Below are 20,405 nucleotides of genomic sequence, written 5' to 3' on the forward strand. Positions count from 1 at the left end.
ACTCCCTCTGTGGGAGCGGGCATGCCCGCGAATCAGGCGACACGGTGGATGGCACCGGCTTCGCCGGTGTTCGCGGGCGTGCCCGCTGCCACAGGGAAGCGCGTTACCCTTGTCAGCGGCTTAGAGCTTGCCGACCAGCCGCGCCGTGCGGTCTACGGCTATCCGGGTCTTCTCCACCAGCTCATCCAGCTCGCTGTGGTTGGCGATCAAGGCCGGGGCCATGATCATCCGGCCCAGGGTCGAGCGAATGATCACCCCTTCCTCGAAACCAAAGGTGCGGCACTGCCAGGCCAGGTCGTTCTCGTTGGCAAAGCGTTTGCGCGTCGGCTTGTGCTCGGCGAACTGCAACGCTGCCACCAACCCGGCGCCCTGCACCTGGCCGATCAACGGGTGGTCGGCGAACACCTCGCGCAGGATGCGCTGCAGGTACGGCCCGGTGTCATCCTTCACCTGGGTGACGATGCCTTCGTCACGCAACGCCTTCAGGTTGGCGATGGCCACTGCCGCCGCCACCGGGTGGCCGGAATAGGTCAGGCCGTGGGCAAATACCCCGCCCCGCTCCACCAGCGCCTCGGCAATGCGCTTGCTCAGCACCAGGCCACCCATGGGCACGTAGCCGCTGGTCAGGCCCTTGGCAATCGACAGGGTGTCAGGTTCGAAACCGAAGTATTCATGGGCGAACCACTCGCCGGTGCGGCCAAAGCCACCAATCACCTCATCGGCGCACAGCAGCACGTCGTACTGGCGGCAGATACGCTGGATTTCCGGCCAGTAGCTTTCCGGCGGGAAGATCATGCCGCCCGCCCCCTGGAAGGGTTCGGCAATGAAGCCGGCAACGTTTTCGGCACCCAGCTCGAGGATCTTTTCCTCCAGCTGCAGGGCGCAGCGGCGGCCGAACTCGGCCGGGGTCAGTTCACCGCCCTCGGCGTACCAGTAGGGTTCGTCGATGTGTGCCACATCCGGAATCAACCCGCCCATGTCGTGCATGAACTTCATGCCGCCCAGCGCCGTGGCCGCCAGGGTCGAGCCGTGGTAGCCGTTCCAGCGGCCGATCATGATTTTCTTGGATGGCTGGCCAACCACCTGCCAGTAGCGGCGTACGGTGCGGATCAGTACCTCGTTGGCCTCGGAGCCGGAGTTGGTGTAGATCGCGTGGCTGTAGTGCCCCGGCAGCAGGCTGAACAGCAGTTCGGACAGTTCGATCACCGCCGGGTGGGTGGTGTGGAAGAACATGTTGTAGTAAGCCAACTGATCCATCTGCGTGGCCGCGGCGGCGGTCAGGTCACGGCGGCCATAACCGAGCTGGGTGCACCACAGGCCGGACATGCCATCCAGGTAGCGCTTGCCCTCACTGTCCCACAGGTGCAAACGTTCGCCACCAACGATCACCCGCGGCCCTTCGGCGTTCAGCGCCTTCTGGTCGAGGAAGGCATGAATGTGGTGGGCTGCATCGGCTGCCTGGTAGTCACGGGTCTGGCGTTGCGGGGCGAAAGGCGCGTTCATTGTTGGTTTTCCTTTGCGGTGGGGTTGCAGGGCGGCTGGCGTTCAGCGCAGCTTGCCCATGTAGCTTTCCAGCGGGTCCTTGCCCAGCACGCCCTGGGCATTGGCCAGCGCATCGATGAACAGGGAGAACAGTTCGGACTGGGTGCCGATGTCGAGCTTGGCGTAGACGTTCTTGCGGTGCGACTTGATGGTGTCTTCCGATACGCCCAGCCGCTCGGCCAGCGACTTGGTCGAGTGGCCACGCAGGATCAGCTGGGCGATACGGCATTCACGCTCGGTCAACAGCGAGCTGCCGAAGTTGTTAAGGGCGGCATGAATACGCTGCTCGAGGATGTTCTCGAAGCGGCCTGCGCGGCTGTCCAGCCCGGCAAAGTGCTTGCCGAGTACCGCCAGCACCCAAGGCGTGATGAGCCCGAACCGCGTGCGGCTTTGCCCATCCAGCTTGTCGGTGAAGGCCAGCGACACCGCCAGGCTTTGCCCGGGCGCCACCTGCAGGATGTAGTTGAGTTCATCCTCCAGGTGCGAGTGGCGGTAGAACGATTGGTAGTACTCGCTGACCTCGAAGTGATCGGGTGCCACTTCGAACAGGCCGTAGCAGCCGGATTCGACCTGTTCCACGCAAGCACCGTAGAACGGGTCGAGCAGGTAGAAGCCCGACAGGTAGCGGCTGACATTGCCCTCAGGCTGCCAAGGCGCCTTGTCATCCTGCTCGAACAGCGCACAGGGCATGCCGTCGTGCGGGTACAGGTACACCGTGGTCGCCTGGATCGGCCGGATCACACCCAATGCCGCAAACAGGCTGGCGGCAAAGCCCGGCCGGCCGATCGCCTCGGTGACCTTGGCCTGGTGCTCGAACCATTGTTCTGAAAGCAGTTGATTAGTCACTTTGGGCCTGCCGTTTCTTTTCAGTGGCACCGCCGCCAGTGCGGTGCGTCGTTGAGCAGATACTCCCACGGCGCTGCAGACACCGGAATCACCCTTTGGGGTGAGCTGGGCAAGGGCAGTGGCCGCTCACCCCAAAGGGTGATTCCGGGTACCTGCAGGGTGTGGGAGCATCAACCCGCCCCAGCGCTGCGAGCTTCCGCTCGACCTCCTTGCACAACACCCAACGGTCGCGAGCCTGCTCGCCTGCCGCGGTGTCCTGCATCCCTTTTCAGGAGTTAGCAATGCATACAACAACAAGTACAGCCCATAGCCCCGCCCAGCATGCATCCTCGCAACCCGGTACCAGCACCGGCCGCTTCCGCAAGTCCATGGGCATGACCGCCCTGGTGCTGTTCGGCCTGGCCTACATGGTGCCCCTGGCCGTATTCACCACCTACGGGCTGGTCACCCAGATGACCAAAGGGCATCTGCCCACCGCCTACCTGCTCACGCTCGCCGCCATGCTGCTGACCGCCTACAGTTACGGCCGCATGGTCCAGGCCCACCCCTACTCCGGCTCGGTCTACACCTACACGCGCAAGGCCTTTGGCAGCCATATCGGCTTCATCACCGGTTGGACACTGCTGCTCGACTACATCTTCCTGCCGCTGCTCAGCTACCTGCTGATCGGCATCTACATGTCGGAATACTTCCCGGCCATCCATGCCTGGGTGTGGGTCGCGGGCTCCATTGCCCTGGTCACCTTCCTCAACCTGATCGGCATCGAGTCGATCACCCGGGTCAACTGGATACTGGTGGTGGTGCAACTGGTGTTCATCATCGTCTTCGTCGCCCTGTCCATTCTCAAGCTCAGCGGACAGGCGGAGCCGGTGTCGCTGCTGGCCCCCTTCCACCACGAAGGCTTCAGCGTGCCGTTGATCATGACCGGTGCCGCCGTACTGTGCCTGTCGTTCCTCGGTTTTGATGCGGTGTCGACCATGGCTGAGGAAACCAGCAACCCGACCTACCGCATTCCGGTGGCGATTCTTGCGGTGTCGTTGATCGGCGGGCTGCTGTTTCTGGTGGTGTCTTACTGCGCACAGATGGTGTTCCCCGACTGGGGCAGCTTCGCCGACCCGGATTCGGCCTCGGTGGACGTGATGCGCCGGGTGGGCGGCGAGCTGCTGGTAACCGCCTTCACCGCTACCTACGTGGCCGGCTGCTTCGCCTCGGCCATGGTGTCCCAGGCCAGCGTGTCGCGCGTACTGTTCGCCATGGGCCGCGACGGCGCATTGCCGCGGGCATTCGGCCAGCTGGTGACGAAAAAGCGCGTGCCGGCCACTGCCATCCTGGTGGTCAGCCTGTTGTCCCTGATCGCCCTGGTGATCACCCTGGATACCGTGGCCAACATGATCAGCTTTGGTGCACTGTTCGCCTTCTCGGCGGTGAACCTGGCGGTGGTCAAGCACTACCTGGTCGACCAGAAACTGCGCGGTTGCCGCAACGCCCTGCTGTACGGCGTCATTCCCGGGCTGGGCTTTCTCAGCACGCTGTGGCTATGGAGCAGCCTGACCAGCCTGTCGTTTACCATCGGTCTGTGCTGGATGGGCCTGGGCCTGTTGGTGCTAATGGGGCTGACCCGTGCATTCCGCATGAAGCTGCCAGAGCTGCAGATGGCCGAGTGACGCCTGACGACTTGCGCGCCTTTGCCTCGCGGGTACCGGTGCTGGAACGCAAGGCCGGGCGCTGAGGCGGTGCGAGCATTCATGGATATGACCTGTGCGGGCCGCTTCGCGGTCTTACCTGCTGAGGGGCCGGCACTGGCGCTTCGAGCTGTATACAATCACTAAAAAGCTTGCTTACAATACCGAGCGCCTATGACATCGGTAATCGCCGATGCGTATTGCGCAGGCTTGCACCATGTCATCTACAAACCCTGCAAAAACGCTCCTCGTCAAAAACGCCGCACTGCTGGTCACCATGGACGGCGAACGCCGCGAAATCAAGAACGGCGGCCTGTTCATCGAAGACAACCTGATCAGGCAAGTCGGCCCCAGCGAAACCCTCCCTCAGCACGCCGACGTGATTCTGGACATGGCCGGCAAGGTGGTCATCCCAGGCCTGGTCAACACCCACCATCACATGTACCAGAGCCTCACCCGCGTGGTACCGGCCGCTCAGGACGGCGAGCTGTTCAACTGGTTGACCAACCTGTACCCGATCTGGGCGCGCCTGACTCCCGAGATGATCGCGGTGTCGACCCAGACCGCCATGGCCGAGCTGATCCTGTCCGGCTGCACCACCTCCAGCGATCACCTGTATATCTACCCCAACGGCTGCAAGCTCGACGACAGCATCCACGCGGCGGCCGAGATCGGCATGCGCTTCCACGCCGCGCGCGGCAGCATGAGCGTGGGCCAGAGCCAAGGCGGCCTGCCACCTGACTCGGTGGTGGAAAAGGAAGCCGACATCCTCAAGGAATCGCAACGCCTGATCGAGGACTACCACGATGCCAGCCACGGCTCGATGCGCCGCATCGTGGTCGCGCCATGCTCGCCGTTCTCGGTCAGCCGCGACCTGATGCGCGAAGCTGCCGTGCTGGCGCGCCAGTATGGGGTGTCGCTGCACACCCACCTGGCCGAGAACGTCAACGACATCGCCTACAGCCGCGAGAAGTTCGGCATGACCCCTGCCGAGTACGCCGAAGACCTTGGCTGGGTCGGCCACGATGTATGGCATGCCCACTGCGTGCAGCTCGACCAGCACGGCATCGAGCTGTTCGCCCGCACCGGCACCGGCGTGGCCCACTGCCCATGCTCGAACATGCGGCTGGCCTCGGGCATCGCCCCGGTGCGCAAGATGCGCGACCACGGCGTACCGGTGGGCCTGGGGGTCGACGGCTCTGCCTCCAACGACGGCGCCAGCATGATCGGTGAAGTGCGCCAAGCGCTGCTGCTGCAACGGGTGGGCTTTGGCCCTGACGCGATGACCGCACGCGAAGCACTGGAGATTGCCACCCTGGGTGGCGCGAAAGTGCTCAACCGCAATGATATCGGTGCACTGGCCCCGGGCATGGTCGCCGATTTCGTCGCCTTCGACCTGGGCCATGTGGCGTATGCCGGCGGCCACCATGACCCATTGGCGGCACTGGTGTTCTGCACCCCGACCCAGGTGCATACCAGCGTGATCAACGGCCGCGTCGTGGTGAAAGACGGCCAGCTGACCACTGTCGACCTGCCGCGCGTACTGGAGCGCCACAACCAGCTGGCACATCAGTTGGTCAGTGGCACTTGATGCCAGGCATCAGCTCGGCATCGCCGGGTTGAATGAAGGTAGTGCGCAGCCCTTTTGGGCTGCGCTGTCACGCAGCGAGATGTCCACTCAAAGGTCCATGACCATCTCATGCCAGGCCATGCCGCCGTGTTCCGACGGTGACGGTTTCACGTACTGGTAGCCCAGTTTCTGGTACAGGGCCACATGCTGCTCCTTGCACATCAGGTGAATGGCCTGCTTGCCCGCCGCGTGCATGCGTCCAATGAATTCGTTCATCAACACTTTGGCGTAGCCTTTGCCCTGGTGGGCCGGGTCTACAACCACCGACATGATCACCACGTTCGCTGCCGCCGGGTCATGGCCGACCAGCTCTTTGAATGCCTCGTCGGACATCACGACCTCGTGGGCGCAACCACTGTTGATGAAACCAACGATCTCGCCGTCACTTTCCAGCACCAGGAAGCCTTGTGGGTACTGCGTGATACGCGTGCGGATTTTCTCCAGCGTGGCTGCCTCATCCCCTTCATAGGCGCCAATTTCGATGGCGTAGCAACGCTCGGCATCTGCGGGGACGGGGGGGCGAAACTGGAGGGCGCTCATGGCAAGTATCCTAGGCAATGGTAAAGGCAGCCGCCATGATAAATGAGCATCGTCCTTGCGCTCCATCATTGCGAACTCGCTCAGGTTGGGCGTGTGATGCTTGCTGCTTGCCAAGGACGGCAAGCATCATGGGAGCCTTGCTCTATTGCCACGGATACGCCGATGAACGCTGTAACTTCCCCCTCCACCGAACAAAGCCGCTGCAAACGCCTGAAAGCGGCCAGCAGCAGGGATCATGACAGCGTTGATCAACTGGTGATGGCAGCGCGGCCTTTCGAGAACCGCGCGCGCTATGGACGCTTCCTGCAGGTGCAGCACCGCTTTCATGGCAGCCTGCTGGCGTTGTATCAGGATGAACAGCTCAACCAGCAACTGCCTGGGCTGGCGGCGCTGTCGCGTTTCGCGGCGGTAGAGGCCGACCTGATCGACCTGGGCCTGCCACTGCCAACGCCCCCCCAACCGGTCTGCGTCAGCTCGGCCCAGGCCCTGGGATGGCTGTATTGCAGTGAAGGTTCGAACCTGGGGGCGGCGTTTTTGTTCAGGCACACACAACGTCTTGGGCTGGATGGCGACAAGGGCGCCCGCCACCTGGCCCCTCATCCGGATGGCCGAGCGCTGCATTGGCGCGAGTTTGTTGCCAGGCTGGACAGCCTGGTGCTGGAGGAACAGGAAGAAGCAGAGGTGGTGGCAGGGGCGATTGCTGCGTTCGACAGTTATCGGGGGCATCTGCGTGAGGTATTTGCAGGCAGTTGACTGAGCGCAATGGCACCTGTTGCGGGTACTGCCCAGCACCAACCACCCCGGCAAAGTTCTTCAAGTTGTTGCTGCAGCGAACTTTTTCTTGATTCCCTGTCTATGTGTGAGGCGCAGAAAGGTAGCGGAACGCGAGACAAGGTTCGCCCCACACCTGCTGGCCAGATGGCTCAATTGTTATCAGAGGTTGGCTACGCTCATGAAAATACGTGTCGCAAGGTTGGTGCTGCTCGGCCTGTTCTCGTTCGCGGCGGTGGGCACTGCATCGGCAACACAAATGAAAGCCGTCGAGGCCGTTGCACCGGTCGTTCAATCACCGTTGCAGCCAGCCGGCAACCCTTGGTCCAGGGTGGCCAGTGCGGCCGTTGAGCAGCCGGCCACGCTGCTGGCGCACGATGACAATCGCTGGCACCACCACCGAAGCGACTGGCGCCGCGAACAGTGGCGGCGTGAACAAGCCCGCCGGGACTGGGAGCGGCGGCGCGACTGGGAACGGCGCCGTGATTGGGAGCGCCGCCATGAGCGCGCCATGCGCCAGCGTCATCATGACGCGCATCATTATTACCGCCGTTGAAGCCCATGCGATCGGTTTTAGGGGCAGTGTCAGTCGGCCAGCTGGGGAGCCTCGCCCGCCGCCTCTGCCTCCATCTTCAAGCGGTCCGCCTTGCAGATGTACTTGGGCTTGCGTGGCGCCAGTTTGGCACTGGCCTTTTTGGCATGCGCCTGCAATAGCTGTTTGATCTTTTTACGACGGTTCATGGTCCACGGGGCCTGTCAGTACGGTTTCGCTAACGCCATCATACCCCGGCGGCCGGGAAATGCGGTGAATCATGCCAAGGTTCATGCAGGGCAGCGACCCTGCCGGGCACTCCCCCGCACCGCCTCGGCCAATGTGCGCAGGTTGGCCTGGTGCGCATTCACCAGGCTGGTGATGCTGTTGTCCGCGGCAGTCTGCACGGACGTACGGCAGGTCAGTTCGGCCTGCCCTTCCTGCTTGAGGCGCCACACGGCCTCCAACGAGGCGTAGCGCCCTGGCACCGTGTCGAAGCGTTGCACATCCACCCGCAGCGACGCCTTGCCGCCGCCCGCCGGGCCGCCCAACCGGTCCTGCAAGGCGCTGCGGAATTCATCCACCAGGTTGGCGCCCCACCACTCCGTTTCCAGAATGGCCAGGCCGCTCTGCCCTTGCCGCACGACCAACTGCGGGCGGTCGACCTGGGGCGGCATGGCCACCCTGACCACCTGGATGCGCTGGCCGCTGTCACGCACCGGTTCGCTCGGTACCAGCGTGTGGTAGTTGTTCGGCGTACTGCTGCAGCCCCCGAGCCACACCAGCAGGCTGGCCACACATACATTGCGCAGTCGTTGCATAGGTTGTCTCCTCAGGGTTCAAGGTCTGCGGCCCCGGCCGCTTTTGGCCGGCCACGAATCAGCGACTCGGGGTGGCGGCCAAGATAATCGGCAAGGTCGCGTAGCGAACGCGACATCCGCTCCAGCTCGTCCAGTGCTTCGCCCATTCGCTGGCGCTGCGGCGAGTCTTCGGAAATGGCCGAGTTGGCCGTACGCAGGGTCTTGTGCACCTCGTCCAGCGCCACGTTCACGTCCGGCAGTGTCTGGCCATTGAACTGCCTGAGGCTGGCGCGCAGCTCACGCAGGCTGCCGTCCAGGTTACCAGCGATGCTTTCCAGCGGCAGCTTGGCAATGCGCTCCACTACCCGCTGCAACTGTTCCTGCAACTGCTCAAGGCTGCCGGGCAACGTCGGGATCATGATGGGGTTGGCAGCCATGTCGAAGGTCACCTTGGGGGCATCCGGGTAAAAGTCCAGCGAAATGAACATCTGCCCGGTGATCAGGTTGCCGCTACGTGCCTGGGCCCGCAGCCCATGCTCGACAAAGGAGCCAATCAGTTTCCGCGCACCTTCCATATCGCCCTCGGTGTGCTTGAACACCGCCAGCATCTTGCGATGCACCGGCCCTAGCCGCTGCGGGTAGATCACCGCATCGACCACGACCGGGAAGCTCTGCCGTGTAGCATCGTAATCGAGCTGGATCGAGGTGACCCGGCCAAACTCCACCCCCTTGAACTCAACTGGCGCGCCCACCGACAGGCCGCGCATGGCCTGGTCGAAGCGCAACTGCAGGTACTGCGCCTGGCCATGCGGAGGCGACAGCGCCCTATCGCGGTCGGCGAATAGCTGGAAGCGGGCCTGGTCGGCAGCAGGCTCGGCTTGCGCGGCGAAATCGGGCGAGCCAAAGGCCAGCCCGCCCACCAGAATCGACGACAGCGATTCGGTATCGACCTTCAGGCCATTGGCACCGATCTGCATGTCGATGCCACTGGCATTCCAGAAACGCGTGTCAGCAGTGACGAACGTGTCGTAGGGCGCCTGCACGAACACGCCAATCTCCACCCCCTTGCCATCGTCCTGGAGGGCAAAGGACACCACCTCGCCCACCGGGATCTTGCGGTAGTAGATCGAAGAGCCGATATCCAGCGAGCCCAGGTCGCTGGCAACCAGAACAAAACGCTTACCCTTTTCGTCATAGGTGATCGGCGGTGGCAGTTCCAATCCGACAAAGGACTTTTCCGGCACGTTCGATTCACCGGAGTCGGCCCCGATGAAACTGCCCGATAGCAGCGTGTCCACCCCGGAAACCCCACCCACGCCGATACGCGGTCGCACCACCCAGAAGCGCGCGCCCCGGGTGGCAAACGATCGGGCATCGTTGGAGAGCTGCACCTTGGCCACCACGCTCTTCTTGTCGTCGGCCAAGTCCACCGTGGTCACTTCGCCAATCACCACACTGCGGTATTTCACCTGGGTCTTGTGCGCCACCAACCCCTCCCCGCTGTGGAAAGAAATGGTAATCACCGGTCCTTGCTGCATCCAGTTGCGCACCACCAGCGAAGCGCCGATCAGGATTGCCAGGATCGGCACGATCCATACCAGCGACACACTCCAACGCCGGGTGCGCACTTCAACCTGCCCCGCGCCCTCGCGCTTGTCAGTCTGCTGCCCCATCAATGCGGCCTCCCCTCGTTGGCATGGTTATCCCAGATCAGGCGTGGATCAAAACTCATCGCAGAGAACATGGTCAGCACTACCACCATGCCAAAAAACAGAATGCCCACGCGAGGCTCGATGGTGCCCAGCCCGTGCAGTTGCACCAGTGCAGCCACCAGCGCCACTACCATCACATCGAGCATGGACCAATAACCGATCAGCTCGACGAAGCGGTACAACTGCGAACGCTGCCGGCAGGCCCAGGAAGAACCACGCTGGGCAGTGAACAGCAGCAGGCCAAGGGACAAGAACTTGATGGCGGGCACACCCACGCTGGCAATGAAGATGATCAGCGCAATGTCCCAGGCCCCGGCTTCCCAGAACTCCAGCACGCCACCGCCGATGGTGCTGTCTGTACCGCTGCCGAGCATTTCGGTGTGCATCACCGGCAGCAGGTTGGCGGGGATGTAGAAAATCAGTGCTGCCAGCAGAAAAGCCCAGCCACGGCTGATGGCATTGGCCTTGCGCCGGTGAATGACAGCGCCGCAACGGTTGCAGGTGTGCGTGCCACTGCTTGTGTCGCATGCCTGGCCACAGCCATGGCACAGACACAGGCCAAGGTCGTGCGCATTGGCCGGAGTAGTCATACCTGTTCCCACAAGTCGCGGATGTCCTTGCCGGCAATGTGGATGATCAACATGCTCAGTGCGGCCAAGGCCAGCAGGCCGATACCGGGGATCACATCGAGCAGCCCCGCCAGCTTGATCACCGCCACCATCGCTCCCAGCAGACACACCTCCAGCATGCTCCAGGGCCTCAGGCTTTCCAGGCCACGCATGCACAGGGCAAAGCCGGGCGCACGCTGGCCGGCAAGAGCAAAACTCAACACCCAGCACAACAGGGCAATTTGCAGCAGCGGCGCAAAAATGATCGACAGCGCCATCACCAAGGCGATGAAGGTGATACTGCCGTGACTGAGGATCTGCACGGCGTCCCACAATGTGGCCGAGTGGGTCAGCCCCTGCATGCCGATGGTCATCACCGGGTAATAGTTGGCGAACACCAGCAGGACACCGCCCGTCACACTCAATGCCAGCCGCTGCTCGATGGTCAGTGACCTGTGCCGGTACAGCACACCGCCACAGCGCTGGCAAAGGGCACGTTGATGTTTGAGCAGCGGTGCACGGTGGTACACCGTGTCGCAATACTCGCAGATGATCAGATCTTGCGTCTGGCTCATGGTTTGCCCACAGGTAGCCTTGGATCAGGCCAAGAGGCTAATCGGAACGGCGTCTGATATCCGGTGTAGACCATCTGGGCAAAACTTCCATCACAGCGTCAAAGGCGAACTATCCTGTGAGGCGGGCTTTCCGCCCGGTGGAGGTGTGCCATGCGTACGTTCACGTGGAGTTACCTGGTGGTGTTACTGTGCGCAGCATCGACCGCCCAGGCACAGTCGGTGGTGCCGCTCAAGGGCCAGAGCAGCCAGCAGATGCAACTGGATATCAACGATTGCAATACCGTCGCCACCAATGCCGCAAATGGCGTGGCGACGTCCAGCGACCCACATGTCGGTGGCCGCGTTCGCGGTGCGGCTGTGGGTGCCGCCGCCGGTGCTGCAGGCGCGCAAGTGCGCGGCAACCAGCATGACGAGGTGTATGACCGGGTGGGTGACGATGCCAAGCAGCAATACCGGCAGAACCGTGCCGGCGAAGTGGCCGCCGCCGGGGCCGCGGTCGGTGGCATGCGCCAACGTCAGGAGCGGCGCCAGGACCGGCGCGGCCAGGACGAGGCAAAAACCCAGGCCCATGCCAGTGCCTACAGCGGTTGCCTGCAGGGGCGCGGCTATCAGGTCAACCCCTGAGCAATCGCCACGCCATGCCACTCCTGCCGGGGTGGCATGGCGTGCTCAGTTCAGGAACTTGGCCAGCTCTTCCCGGCAAAACTCCACGAACAACTGCGCCGGCTTGGTCAGCTGGACTCGCTTCAACCGCGCCGCAGCCAGACCCGACAGCGCCACCGGCTCGGCAATGTCGAGCATCGCCAGACGCTGGCCGTCATAGGTGTATTCCGAGTGCGGGCGGGTAACCAGCAACGAAAAGCCAAAACCCTGACCGACCATACCGCGCACCATCTCGATCGACGGCGAACTGAAGACGATGTTCGGTGCCAGGCCCATCTCGTTGAACAAGCTGACGAAGTAGGTGCGGCTAGGGGCCACGTCCAGCAGGATCATCGGCTCCGGGCACAGGTCCCGCAGCGAGACCTGGGCCTGGCCGGCAAAGCGGTGGTTCTCTGGTAACAGCACATAGGGCTTCTGCGGCGGCATCAGCGGTTCGGCCTCGATGGTGCCGTCCAGGTCGTGGTCATAGAGAAACGCCAGGTCGAAGGTACCGGCGGTCAGGCCCTGGATCAGGTCCTGCTGTTCACCGTCGCGCAGGCGAATGTCCACACCCGGGTAGCGCTGGCGAAAGCCGGCGATCAGGCGCGGCAGGTAAAGTGGCGCCACGGTCTCGAAACAGCCAATGTCGATTTGCCCGGCGACGGTATCGTTGTCGGCCAGGGCGTTCTGTTCGAACTCATGGGCCATCTGCAGCAGCGACTTGGTCTTGGCATAGAAGCGTTTGCCGCTGGGCGTCAATGACACGCCTTGGGCGTGGTGGCGGATGAACAACTGCACACCGAAACTTTCCTCCAGGCTCTTGATGGCCGTAGAGATGGAGGGCTGGGCGATGTACAGCTGGCGTGACGCTTCGGCCACACTACCCGCTTCCACGGTGGTGACGAAGTACTTCAGTTGTCGCAAGGTATAGGCAGCCACAGGGTACCTCTCTGACGCTGGTCTGGGCAGGCTGGGTCATGCCTCACACTTTACCCTTGGCTATCGCTGAGCGGGCGCTGAGAGCCAAAGGATTTACCTATGCCTTGAACAGGTTTTTCTTAGGGGCTGCTGGTACCCGGTTAACGGGCCTCAGTGGCAATGCAGCCACTGGTCAAAAATGCCCGAACGTCTTTACTGATAGTCATCGGCCTCAGGTAAACGGTGTGCGCTTACAAGATCGTGGTCACCAGTATCCTCGTCGACGATCAAGCCAAGGCTCTGGTGCTCTACCCTTGCGTACCTGATCCAGATTACCCAGAAGCTCTAGCCGGTTGCCCTTACCCCAATGCGCACCCACAAGGAAAACAGATGCGCCACGAATTCAGCGAAGTGCTCAACGACCTGGTCGACTACTTTCTGCTCGGCGATATCCAGTTGCTTGAGCGTTTCAAGCAAGACCATCAACTGCCCGACGACCTGGCGCACGCGTTCACTCACGGTGACAGCGGCGACCAAGCGGTGCGCGAAGGTATTGTGCTGCCGCTGGCCGGTGTCGACAACCTGCCCTACCGCATCCTGTTCACCCTCGACAACCACACACCAGCCCTGCGCGAGGCCGGCAGCCGCCTGAAGCACCGGCGCAATGGCTATGTGCTGCGGATCGAGCACGGTGCACTGATGCTGTACACCTGGCGCATCCTGCAGCACTTCACGCCCAAGACCCTGGGTGACCTGATGGGGCGTTACCAAGTGCCAGGACGGCCGATCATCGAGTTGGACAATGGCTGGTATGACGTGGAGGTGTTGGCGGGGGCACTGGTGCGCGACGGGTTGTACGAGCCGGCGTTCGAGTTCGTGTTGAAGAAGCGCTGGAGCCGGGGTGAGGCGACAGCTGTGGATACCGGGTATGCATTCGGGCTACGTGGCTACTTCGACTGATTGATCGCCTGTGCTGGCCTCTTCGCGGTTGCTTCACAGGCTTCGAAAGCTGTGTAGAAGCGGGTTCACCCGCGAAGAGGCCAGCACAGCCGAACTCGACCTTCAGGTGTGATTGATATCCCCGGTCGCTGCCACCATGGCAAACGCCACTTCACCCGCCAGGCACTACTGGCCCCTTCAACTCGACCTGATTACCATCCGGGTCGTAGCAGTACAGCGAAAGCCCCTCGCCTTCGGCACCATACCGCTTCTCTGCAGGCTCCACCTTTACCCCGGCGGCTTCCAGATAGGCCGTCAACGCGGCCTCGTCGAACGGCTCGATGCGCAGGCAGAAATGGTGCAGGTTGCGCCCTTCCACCCCCGGTGCAGCTCCGCCTGGCTGCCCCAGCGGGCCATCCAGGGTCACCAGGTCGATCATTGCGGTGCCCGTGGCCAGGTGCACCATGCCCAGATCCTCGCGCACGCGGCTGACCGTGCAGCCGAGCAGCTCGGTGTAAAAGGCAACACTGCGCGACAGGTCGCGGACCCGCAACACAAGGTGGTCGATGTGCTTGATGGTGAAAGGTCGCATGCCGGGACTCCTTGTGGCGTGTTTGCGAAAACGTTCGCCACCATAGCGCAGGTTCCCGCGGCGTGACCAGAATCAGCTACTCGTTCACCAAGCGTTGCAGTACGCCCCCTTCATGGCGCGTCAGGATTCGCAGCAGTTGGTCGACCAGCGCCCGGTCCGGCGCATCCAGATGGAAGTGGTGCCCGCCTGGGTGCCAGGAGACTTTCGCCTGGCTGGGCAAGGCGGCCTGACGCCGGGTGAAAGCCTCGCCGGTGAATGCTCCCTGGCGGCCGAACAGCAGGTACAACGGGCAGCGGATCTGGCTGAGCAGGTCGCAGGCTTCGCGCTCGGTCAGTGGCATGGGCTCGGGCAACACCAGCCGCGGGTCGTGGCGCCAGCAATAGCCATCGCCCAGTTGAAGCAGGTCGCGCAGCGCCAGCAGCCGAGCGGCATCTTCCGACAGTTCGGTGTCCAGCCGCTCGCGGCGTTGCGCCAGGGCGGTGTCCAGGTCATCGAAGCGACCGACATCCGGCTCGGTAAAACCCGGCAACTGGCTGCGCTGTACCATACGCTTGAGCCGGTAGGCCCGCGCCAGGTGCTGCACGCGGTCATCCTCGGCAACCGTGAACGGTGCACCCATGCCGTCGAGGAAGGTCATGCTGGCAATGCCACTGGTCATGGCCGCCAGCAGCGACGCTATACCGGTACCCATGCCATGGGCCAGCACATGAAATTGCGCCAGGCCCAGGCTGTCGGTCACCGCCAGCATGTCTTCGGCATGCTCCCACAGGTAATAGCCACTGTCGTGGCGACGATGGCCAGAACGGCCATGGCCGATCAGGTCGGGGGCTACCACGAAGCAGCCGTCCAGCATCGGCGCCAGCCGCTCGAACGAGGCCGCGTTATCCAGCCAGCCATGCAAGGCCAATATGGGAATACCGTCTTCTTCCCCCCAGGTACGGACCGCTATTTCAATACCATCGAGGTCTAGCAGGTGGTCTTTCGGGCTGCACAGCGAACGCATTGCAATTCTCCTTGGCTGAGGCCTGCACCATGACCTGCCCCACCCTCTCGCAGATCCTCCCTCGCTGCCAGCCCCTCACCGACCCGCACATGCGCAGGACCGACCGCTGCCAAACAACTATCTACCGCACACCGACGCCTTGATCAGCGTGGACTGTCTCCCCCACAAAAGAGATGGTTACCATGACAACCCCGACACCCTTACATCAAAGCCAGATAACCCGATCATTACCGAACTGGAGCAAGGCGCTCCATCCCAGGCATACGCGCAAAGTGGTGCAGGGCCTGCACAAGGAATTTCTGGATGACGATGGCACGCCTTACTCGTGGTATGCCACTGCAGATGAGCCAACGCGTGAGCGATTGCACAACGCGTTGCAAGCGCGCAACAAACGGCTGGCGCAAGTCAAACAGGCGCTGGGCGAGTTCAAGGACATCATTGCGTTCTGCAGCCCTCTGCTGACCGAGCGGTTGAAGATGAATGTGCCTGTAGACAGGGCGCAGTATGTGTTCCAGCCCTTTGAGTCAGATGCCAACATCTGGGTCGGCGTTCCCGATGTGGAAACACCTTTGGTCCCTAACGTGGAAGCGGATGTGCTGGCTACTCGCCCGGCAGGCCAGCCGCAAACACGCAGCTTGCTGGAAGCTGCCCTGCACAACTTCGAGGGGCTGGACGAAGTCGGCCCCTACAGCAGGCTCACCAACGCCGCAGGCAGCGACACCCTCCTGGCAGGCCTGACGATGGCGGACTTCGTCAGGCACTGTCGGGCGCTGGACCTTGGCAAACGCTATCAAGACCACCTGCTTGCAACCCATGAAGGCGCCAACCGCGCTGAAATCCAGCGCCTGTCGATTGCTGCAAACCGTGAGGCCTTGAGGGTCCAGGCATTGATCGCCCAGCTCAAAGGCCTGCTGAGCAAGGCCGGGCTCGATGCGCTTGCGCAACTGTGCGACGGCAAGCCTCAGCCCGCCTATGAAAACGAGGCGTTGCAGTGCTGGAACTTCAACCTGTTCGATATCCCCGTCCACGAAGTACTGTTCATCGGGCCAGACAACCCTTATCGCAAGAACCCCTGCATCGTGTATATCCCTGGCGACAGCGAGCACCCGGTAAGGGAGTTCGCTTGTCGTCAGGAAGCGGGCAAGCACCTGCGCAGTCGACTATTGCAAAGCGAGTTTCGTCGAGCCTTGGTGCATTTCGCCTACAAGGACAGGCAAAAAGAACTCGCCGGAAAGCTGGAAATCGCGCTGTTCGAAGAGGATGAAGCGGGCATACGCAAACCCCGAATCATGCCAGTGATCCCTTTCACGCTCTCGCCAATCAGAACCGACCCTTGGACGACCTTGTACAACGCACACCTTGCGCGCATGAAGGCCGACGCAAAAACCATTGCTGTGCCTACCGCCGAAGTCGACGCCAACGCCCGCCACGAGCGTCTGAAGTACTGGTTCGACCTAGGGATGAACGTGCTGAATGTCGCCGCGTTCTTCGTGCCGGGGCTGAACACGGTCATGCTAGGCGTTTTTGCTTACGACCTGATGAGCTCTGTTTTCACCGGGTTCGAGGCCTGGGAAGAAGGTGATACCCGGCAGGCACTGGCACAGCTGGAATCGTTGGCCATCAACGCGGGGGTAATTGCCGGCTTTGCAGCAGGCGCCAGGGTTGTCCAGGCCTCTGGCTTTGTAGATGCTTTGAAGAGTGTGTGGCATGAAGACAAGGAAGTGCTCTGGCACCCCGACATGAAACCCTATGCGAGCACGGTGGCTATTCCTGAGGGGGCTCAACCCGATTTGCTCGGCCATATGCACGTCGACGGGAAGACCTACCTGAAGCTGGATGGAACCCTGTACGAGGTGTTTCAGGACGCTGATCAGCAGTGGCGCGTGCGCCACCCCGAGGATGCGCAGGCCTATGCCCCGCGCTTGCTGCATCACGGTGATGCCCGCTGGCAACTGGCCCATGAACAGCCTCTGGAATGGGACCGCGTACAGCTCGCGCGCCGCCTCGGCAGCCATGGCGCAGGCCTGGACGACAGCGAACTGGACCATGCCATGCGCAGTACCGGTACCGATCCAGACGTACTGCGCCGCGCCCAGACAGCGGGCCTGCGTCCACCCGCCTTGTTGCTCGAAATGCTGCAGCGGTTGCAACTGGACAATCAGACACAACAGATCATCAACTGTGTACGCCATGGGTTGCCGCTGGCTGCGTACAAGAACTTTGCCTTGCCCGAGTTGCTGCGCCTGCCGGGGTGGCCCGAGGGGAAGGTGCTGAAGGTTTACCAAGGGCCAGAGCCCTGGGGCGAATCGGTGCGCTACGGCCCTCCTGACACGCTGGGCCAGGTGGAAATCGAAGTTACCCGTACCGATCTGGACAATGGTCAGTTGAGCCAGACCGTGCTGGATCAAATGGATGAAGAAGCCATTGAGCAATTGCTCGGTGACACACCGACCGAGCGCCGAGCGTCCGCACTGAACAACAAGCTCGCGCAACATCTGGAACAGCATCGCGAGGCGCTGTTCGAGAGCCTGCACCAAAGACGCCGTCCCACACGCCCGCCAATCGCACAAACCCTCGCCCGGCAGTTTCCCGGGTTGCCGGACAGCGCGCTTGAAGAATTGCTTGCCAACATCAGCAACGGCGAACGGGAACGCCTGACAAACGGGCGGGTACCGCTTCGCATTGCCGAGGAAGCACGCCTTCTGCAAGCTCGAGCACGGCTTGACCGCGCCCTCCTCGGCCTGTTCAGGCCCAGCCTGGCCAACGACGACAGTCTACGCATCAAACAGGCGCTGCAAGCCGCGCACCCGCAGGCTGACCCGGCCCGGTTGCTGCAACTCGCCCTTGGAGATCGCCAGCACTGTGCCTCACTGCTTGGCCAACAGCCCATCAACCCCAGGTTCCGCTCCCCTTTGCGATTGGCCAACGGCCAGCTGGGCTATCCCCTTAGCGGCCGTGGCTTGCAAGGACGAGCCTTGCCAGCTGCACGTCGACTGCGGGCGCTCTACCCTGAACTCAGCAGCGAGCAAATCAGTGGGCTGCAAGCCGAACTGGCTCGAGGAGGCGACCTGGGTAGCGCGATCAACCAGCTGGAAGTCGAGCAGCGTACCCTCAACCGGGATCTCAACCGCTGGGTAAGCACCGCCCGCACCCTTGAAGAGCGCTTTGATCGCCAGCAATGCACCGAGCGACTGATGAGTGCTTCGCGCCGTGAAGGCGGCGTGCAAGCCGAAACACTGGTACTGGACCGTATGCAACTCGAAGCGCTACCCGCTTTCACTGCACGCATGCCGCATATCCGCAATCTCAGGCTCGAGGGGCTGCAGATGCGGCGCCTGGAGGGCAGCTTCCTGGCAAGCTTCCCTAACTTGGAAACCCTGGAAATCGTCGGCAACCCGGACATCGATGCCGAAACATTGTTCGAGGCGCTCAGGTCGGCACCGCGGCTACGTGAACTGGGCCTGACAGACAATGGCTTGACCACCCTTTCACCCAGCGCCCAACAGGCCATCGCGGCAATGCCCGGCCTGCGGCTACTGTGGCTCAGCCGTAACCGGCTGCAACTCGATACCACCAGTTTGGGCTTCCTGACGCGCTTGCCCCTGGATGCCCTCGGCCTGGGCCACAATCAAATCACCCTGGACGAAAGCCTTGCCGCCCAGTTTCAGGACATGATCCACCCCACAGTACTGCACCTGTCAGGTAACCCACTGCAACGGGCGCCCGACCTGCGCTTCATGGCCCGTCTTGTCCACTTGGAGCTTGAGCGTTGCGAACTGCAGCAGTGGCCCGACAGCCTGACAGTCCTGATGAGCCAGCCCCAATACCAACTGCGCTATCTGAACCTTTCGTCCAACCGCATTCGTACCCTGCCAGACCTGCCTGGCGTGCTGCGTACCCCGTTTGCCCGCGATGTCGCCGCGCACTTGCCGGAGCGCCGCTGGCTGTTCAACTACAACACCCTGGAAGCCCAGACACGTGCACGCTTGGGCAGTAGCGGCGTCAACGTATTCGAGCACGCAGAAGACGTGCCACTGTGGCAAGGCATTTTCCGTGGCGAGGCGAGCAGTGCCGAGGAGCAACTGTGGAGCGACCTGTTCGACCAAGGTGAAAACGCAGCGCTGCTGGGCGTACTCGAACGTCTTGCCCAGTCAGCAGAAGCGCAGCGTGATGGCGAGGCCCTGAGGGCACGCGTCTGGAAGCTGCTGGATGACGCGGCCCACGACACCGCGCTGCGTGAGCGCCTCGCCATCGTGGCCGGCGAATTCCCGCCAACCTGTGGCGACGCAGGTGCCGACGCGTTCAGTGCCTTGGAGTTAGAAGTGCTTGCCCATGAAGCGGCAGCCGTCGCCGGTAGTCGACCGGCTGATCTACTGAGCCTGTATGGCAAGCTGTATCGACGCAGTCAGGTCAATCAACTGGCCGACCGCATCAGCTGGAGAAGGTCCTTGCGCAAACAGGCGCTGCTCGATGGGGTCTTCGATGAAAACCTCCCCCCCTATGATGAGCTCGACGACCCCTCAGCCTTTCCAGACAGCGAACTTCAAACGGGGCTGGTGGACGATGTCGAGGTACGCTTGGCCCTGCGCCAGTCCTTGGCCAGCGCGCTGGACTACCCTGAGCCGAGCCGAGGCATGCTGTACCGCCATACGGCCAGAATCAACGATACAGTCATCGAAAGGGTGCAAGCTGCGGTCCTTTCCCTGGACAGGGATGCCACCGCCCGGGAGCAATGGCTGAACCAGCAGCCGGGCTGGGTCGAGTACTTGAAACGAGAGCATGCGGCACAGTTCAGCCTGATCACCGACTTCTGGCGGCCAGGCCTTGATTATCTCTATTACTGCCTGGATGAAACCGCCGACCCGGTAACATCCCTGGACAGCTCTGTGCTCCGAGCCTTGGCCAGGGTGATGCCTGAAAGCCCCGTGGATGCTCAAGGCGTTCTGCGTCGCGTCGTGATCAACGAGCAGCAGTATCGCCAGGGCGTGGACGCGCTGACTGCCGAGCAGCAGCAGGTTGAAACCGGTCTGCTGACCAGTCTCACCCGTCAGACGCAAACAATCGGCCGCTAAA

General features: G+C 62.4%; 18 protein-coding genes. 7 read left to right on the forward strand and 11 right to left on the reverse strand.

Annotated features, from left to right (window positions below; genetic code table 11):
- Positions 1 to 120: 120 nt before the first annotated feature.
- A complete protein-coding gene (locus ACF8GF_RS11470; RefSeq protein ID WP_209965328.1) occupies positions 121 to 1,503 on the reverse strand; it encodes an aspartate aminotransferase family protein in 1,383 nt (460 codons plus the stop codon).
- A gap of 42 nt (positions 1,504 to 1,545) precedes the next feature.
- Entirely contained in the window at positions 1,546 to 2,388 is an 843-nt protein-coding gene (locus ACF8GF_RS11475) for a helix-turn-helix transcriptional regulator (RefSeq protein WP_010953510.1), read from the reverse strand.
- Positions 2,389 to 2,669: 281 nt separating this feature from the next.
- Between ACF8GF_RS11475 and ACF8GF_RS11480 the strand changes: the two genes are divergently transcribed.
- Both ACF8GF_RS11480 and ACF8GF_RS11485 read left to right on the forward strand, forming a co-directional pair.
- On the forward strand, positions 2,670 to 4,052 hold the full coding sequence (locus ACF8GF_RS11480) for an APC family permease (RefSeq protein WP_392488096.1): 1,383 nt from the start codon (positions 2,670 to 2,672) through the stop codon (positions 4,050 to 4,052).
- Between the two features lie 235 nt (positions 4,053 to 4,287).
- Positions 4,288 to 5,661: an 8-oxoguanine deaminase gene (locus ACF8GF_RS11485; protein ID WP_209965322.1), complete on the forward strand. Its 1,374-nt coding sequence runs from the start codon at positions 4,288 to 4,290 to the stop codon at positions 5,659 to 5,661.
- Positions 5,662 to 5,748: 87 nt separating this feature from the next.
- On the opposite strand, the gene ACF8GF_RS11490 is transcribed toward ACF8GF_RS11485, so the two are convergent.
- On the reverse strand, positions 5,749 to 6,240 hold the full coding sequence (locus tag ACF8GF_RS11490; protein WP_392488097.1) for a GNAT family N-acetyltransferase: 492 nt from the start codon (positions 6,238 to 6,240) through the stop codon (positions 5,749 to 5,751).
- A gap of 162 nt (positions 6,241 to 6,402) precedes the next feature.
- Here ACF8GF_RS11490 and ACF8GF_RS11495 point away from each other — a divergent pair, with 162 nt between their 5' ends.
- Positions 6,403 to 6,993 carry a biliverdin-producing heme oxygenase gene (locus ACF8GF_RS11495; RefSeq protein WP_176684656.1) on the forward strand — a complete coding sequence of 197 codons (591 nt, stop codon included), beginning with the start codon at positions 6,403 to 6,405 and terminating at the stop codon, positions 6,991 to 6,993.
- 199 nt (positions 6,994 to 7,192) lie between these two features.
- Entirely contained in the window at positions 7,193 to 7,567 is a 375-nt protein-coding gene (locus ACF8GF_RS11500; protein ID WP_209965315.1) for a hypothetical protein, read from the forward strand.
- Between the two features lie 29 nt (positions 7,568 to 7,596).
- Here ACF8GF_RS11500 and ACF8GF_RS11505 read toward each other — a convergent pair whose 3' ends face one another.
- The 5 genes from ACF8GF_RS11505 to ACF8GF_RS11525 form a co-directional block, all read right to left on the reverse strand.
- Complete coding sequence (locus ACF8GF_RS11505) at positions 7,597 to 7,752, reverse strand: DUF2986 domain-containing protein (RefSeq protein WP_003250831.1); 156 nt, start codon at positions 7,750 to 7,752, stop codon at positions 7,597 to 7,599.
- Positions 7,753 to 7,833: 81 nt separating this feature from the next.
- On the reverse strand, positions 7,834 to 8,364 hold the full coding sequence (locus tag ACF8GF_RS11510; protein ID WP_176684658.1) for a membrane integrity-associated transporter subunit PqiC: 531 nt from the start codon (positions 8,362 to 8,364) through the stop codon (positions 7,834 to 7,836).
- Between the two features lie 11 nt (positions 8,365 to 8,375).
- Positions 8,376 to 10,016: an intermembrane transport protein PqiB gene (locus ACF8GF_RS11515; protein ID WP_176684659.1), complete on the reverse strand. Its 1,641-nt coding sequence runs from the start codon at positions 10,014 to 10,016 to the stop codon at positions 8,376 to 8,378.
- Positions 10,016 to 10,645, reverse strand: coding sequence for a paraquat-inducible protein A (locus ACF8GF_RS11520; protein WP_176684660.1), 630 nt, complete (start codon positions 10,643 to 10,645; stop codon positions 10,016 to 10,018). Before ACF8GF_RS11520 ends, ACF8GF_RS11515 begins: the two co-directional genes overlap by 1 nt.
- Entirely contained in the window at positions 10,642 to 11,238 is a 597-nt protein-coding gene (locus ACF8GF_RS11525; RefSeq protein ID WP_014860839.1) for a paraquat-inducible protein A, read from the reverse strand. The genes ACF8GF_RS11520 and ACF8GF_RS11525 overlap by 4 nt, the downstream gene beginning before the upstream one ends.
- Positions 11,239 to 11,388: 150 nt before the next feature.
- Here ACF8GF_RS11525 and ACF8GF_RS11530 point away from each other — a divergent pair, with 150 nt between their 5' ends.
- A complete protein-coding gene (locus tag ACF8GF_RS11530) occupies positions 11,389 to 11,862 on the forward strand; it encodes a YMGG-like glycine zipper-containing protein (RefSeq protein ID WP_176684661.1) in 474 nt (157 codons plus the stop codon).
- Positions 11,863 to 11,907: 45 nt separating this feature from the next.
- On the opposite strand, the gene ACF8GF_RS11535 is transcribed toward ACF8GF_RS11530, so the two are convergent.
- Complete coding sequence (locus tag ACF8GF_RS11535; RefSeq protein WP_176684662.1) at positions 11,908 to 12,819, reverse strand: LysR family transcriptional regulator; 912 nt, start codon at positions 12,817 to 12,819, stop codon at positions 11,908 to 11,910.
- 369 nt (positions 12,820 to 13,188) lie between these two features.
- Between ACF8GF_RS11535 and ACF8GF_RS11540 the strand changes: the two genes are divergently transcribed.
- Positions 13,189 to 13,758, forward strand: a complete 570-nt coding sequence (locus tag ACF8GF_RS11540) for a hypothetical protein (protein WP_176684663.1) — start codon at positions 13,189 to 13,191, stop codon at positions 13,756 to 13,758.
- A 151-nt stretch (positions 13,759 to 13,909) separates the two neighbouring features.
- Here ACF8GF_RS11540 and ACF8GF_RS11545 read toward each other — a convergent pair whose 3' ends face one another.
- Complete coding sequence (locus ACF8GF_RS11545; protein WP_176684664.1) at positions 13,910 to 14,329, reverse strand: VOC family protein; 420 nt, start codon at positions 14,327 to 14,329, stop codon at positions 13,910 to 13,912.
- A 76-nt stretch (positions 14,330 to 14,405) separates the two neighbouring features.
- Positions 14,406 to 15,332, reverse strand: coding sequence for an alpha/beta fold hydrolase (locus ACF8GF_RS11550; RefSeq protein ID WP_176684665.1), 927 nt, complete (start codon positions 15,330 to 15,332; stop codon positions 14,406 to 14,408).
- A gap of 275 nt (positions 15,333 to 15,607) precedes the next feature.
- Between ACF8GF_RS11550 and ACF8GF_RS11555 the strand changes: the two genes are divergently transcribed.
- Positions 15,608 to 20,404 carry an NEL-type E3 ubiquitin ligase domain-containing protein gene (locus tag ACF8GF_RS11555; protein WP_392519744.1) on the forward strand — a complete coding sequence of 1,599 codons (4,797 nt, stop codon included), beginning with the start codon at positions 15,608 to 15,610 and terminating at the stop codon, positions 20,402 to 20,404.
- The last annotated feature ends 1 nt before the right edge of the window (position 20,405 follow it).

Source organism: Pseudomonas sp. yb_5 (assembly GCF_043103865.1).
Lineage (GTDB): Bacteria > Pseudomonadota > Gammaproteobacteria > Pseudomonadales > Pseudomonadaceae > Aquipseudomonas > Aquipseudomonas putida_Y.

Coding starts and splice junctions, on each gene's coding strand:
- ACF8GF_RS11470 (WP_209965328.1), bottom strand. CDS start 1,503: ATGAACGCGCCTTTCGCCCCGCAACGCCAGACCCGTGACTACCAGGCA.
- ACF8GF_RS11480 (WP_392488096.1), top strand. CDS start 2,670: ATGCATACAACAACAAGTACAGCCCATAGCCCCGCCCAGCATGCATCC.
- ACF8GF_RS11485 (WP_209965322.1), top strand. CDS start 4,288: ATGTCATCTACAAACCCTGCAAAAACGCTCCTCGTCAAAAACGCCGCA.
- ACF8GF_RS11490 (WP_392488097.1), bottom strand. CDS start 6,240: ATGAGCGCCCTCCAGTTTCGCCCCCCCGTCCCCGCAGATGCCGAGCGT.
- ACF8GF_RS11495 (WP_176684656.1), top strand. CDS start 6,403: ATGAACGCTGTAACTTCCCCCTCCACCGAACAAAGCCGCTGCAAACGC.
- ACF8GF_RS11500 (WP_209965315.1), top strand. CDS start 7,193: ATGAAAATACGTGTCGCAAGGTTGGTGCTGCTCGGCCTGTTCTCGTTC.
- ACF8GF_RS11505 (WP_003250831.1), bottom strand. CDS start 7,752: ATGAACCGTCGTAAAAAGATCAAACAGCTATTGCAGGCGCATGCCAAA.
- ACF8GF_RS11510 (WP_176684658.1), bottom strand. CDS start 8,364: ATGCAACGACTGCGCAATGTATGTGTGGCCAGCCTGCTGGTGTGGCTC.
- ACF8GF_RS11515 (WP_176684659.1), bottom strand. CDS start 10,016: ATGGGGCAGCAGACTGACAAGCGCGAGGGCGCGGGGCAGGTTGAAGTG.
- ACF8GF_RS11520 (WP_176684660.1), bottom strand. CDS start 10,645: ATGACTACTCCGGCCAATGCGCACGACCTTGGCCTGTGTCTGTGCCAT.
- ACF8GF_RS11525 (WP_014860839.1), bottom strand. CDS start 11,238: ATGAGCCAGACGCAAGATCTGATCATCTGCGAGTATTGCGACACGGTG.
- ACF8GF_RS11530 (WP_176684661.1), top strand. CDS start 11,389: ATGCGTACGTTCACGTGGAGTTACCTGGTGGTGTTACTGTGCGCAGCA.
- ACF8GF_RS11540 (WP_176684663.1), top strand. CDS start 13,189: ATGCGCCACGAATTCAGCGAAGTGCTCAACGACCTGGTCGACTACTTT.
- ACF8GF_RS11545 (WP_176684664.1), bottom strand. CDS start 14,329: ATGCGACCTTTCACCATCAAGCACATCGACCACCTTGTGTTGCGGGTC.
- ACF8GF_RS11550 (WP_176684665.1), bottom strand. CDS start 15,332: ATGCGTTCGCTGTGCAGCCCGAAAGACCACCTGCTAGACCTCGATGGT.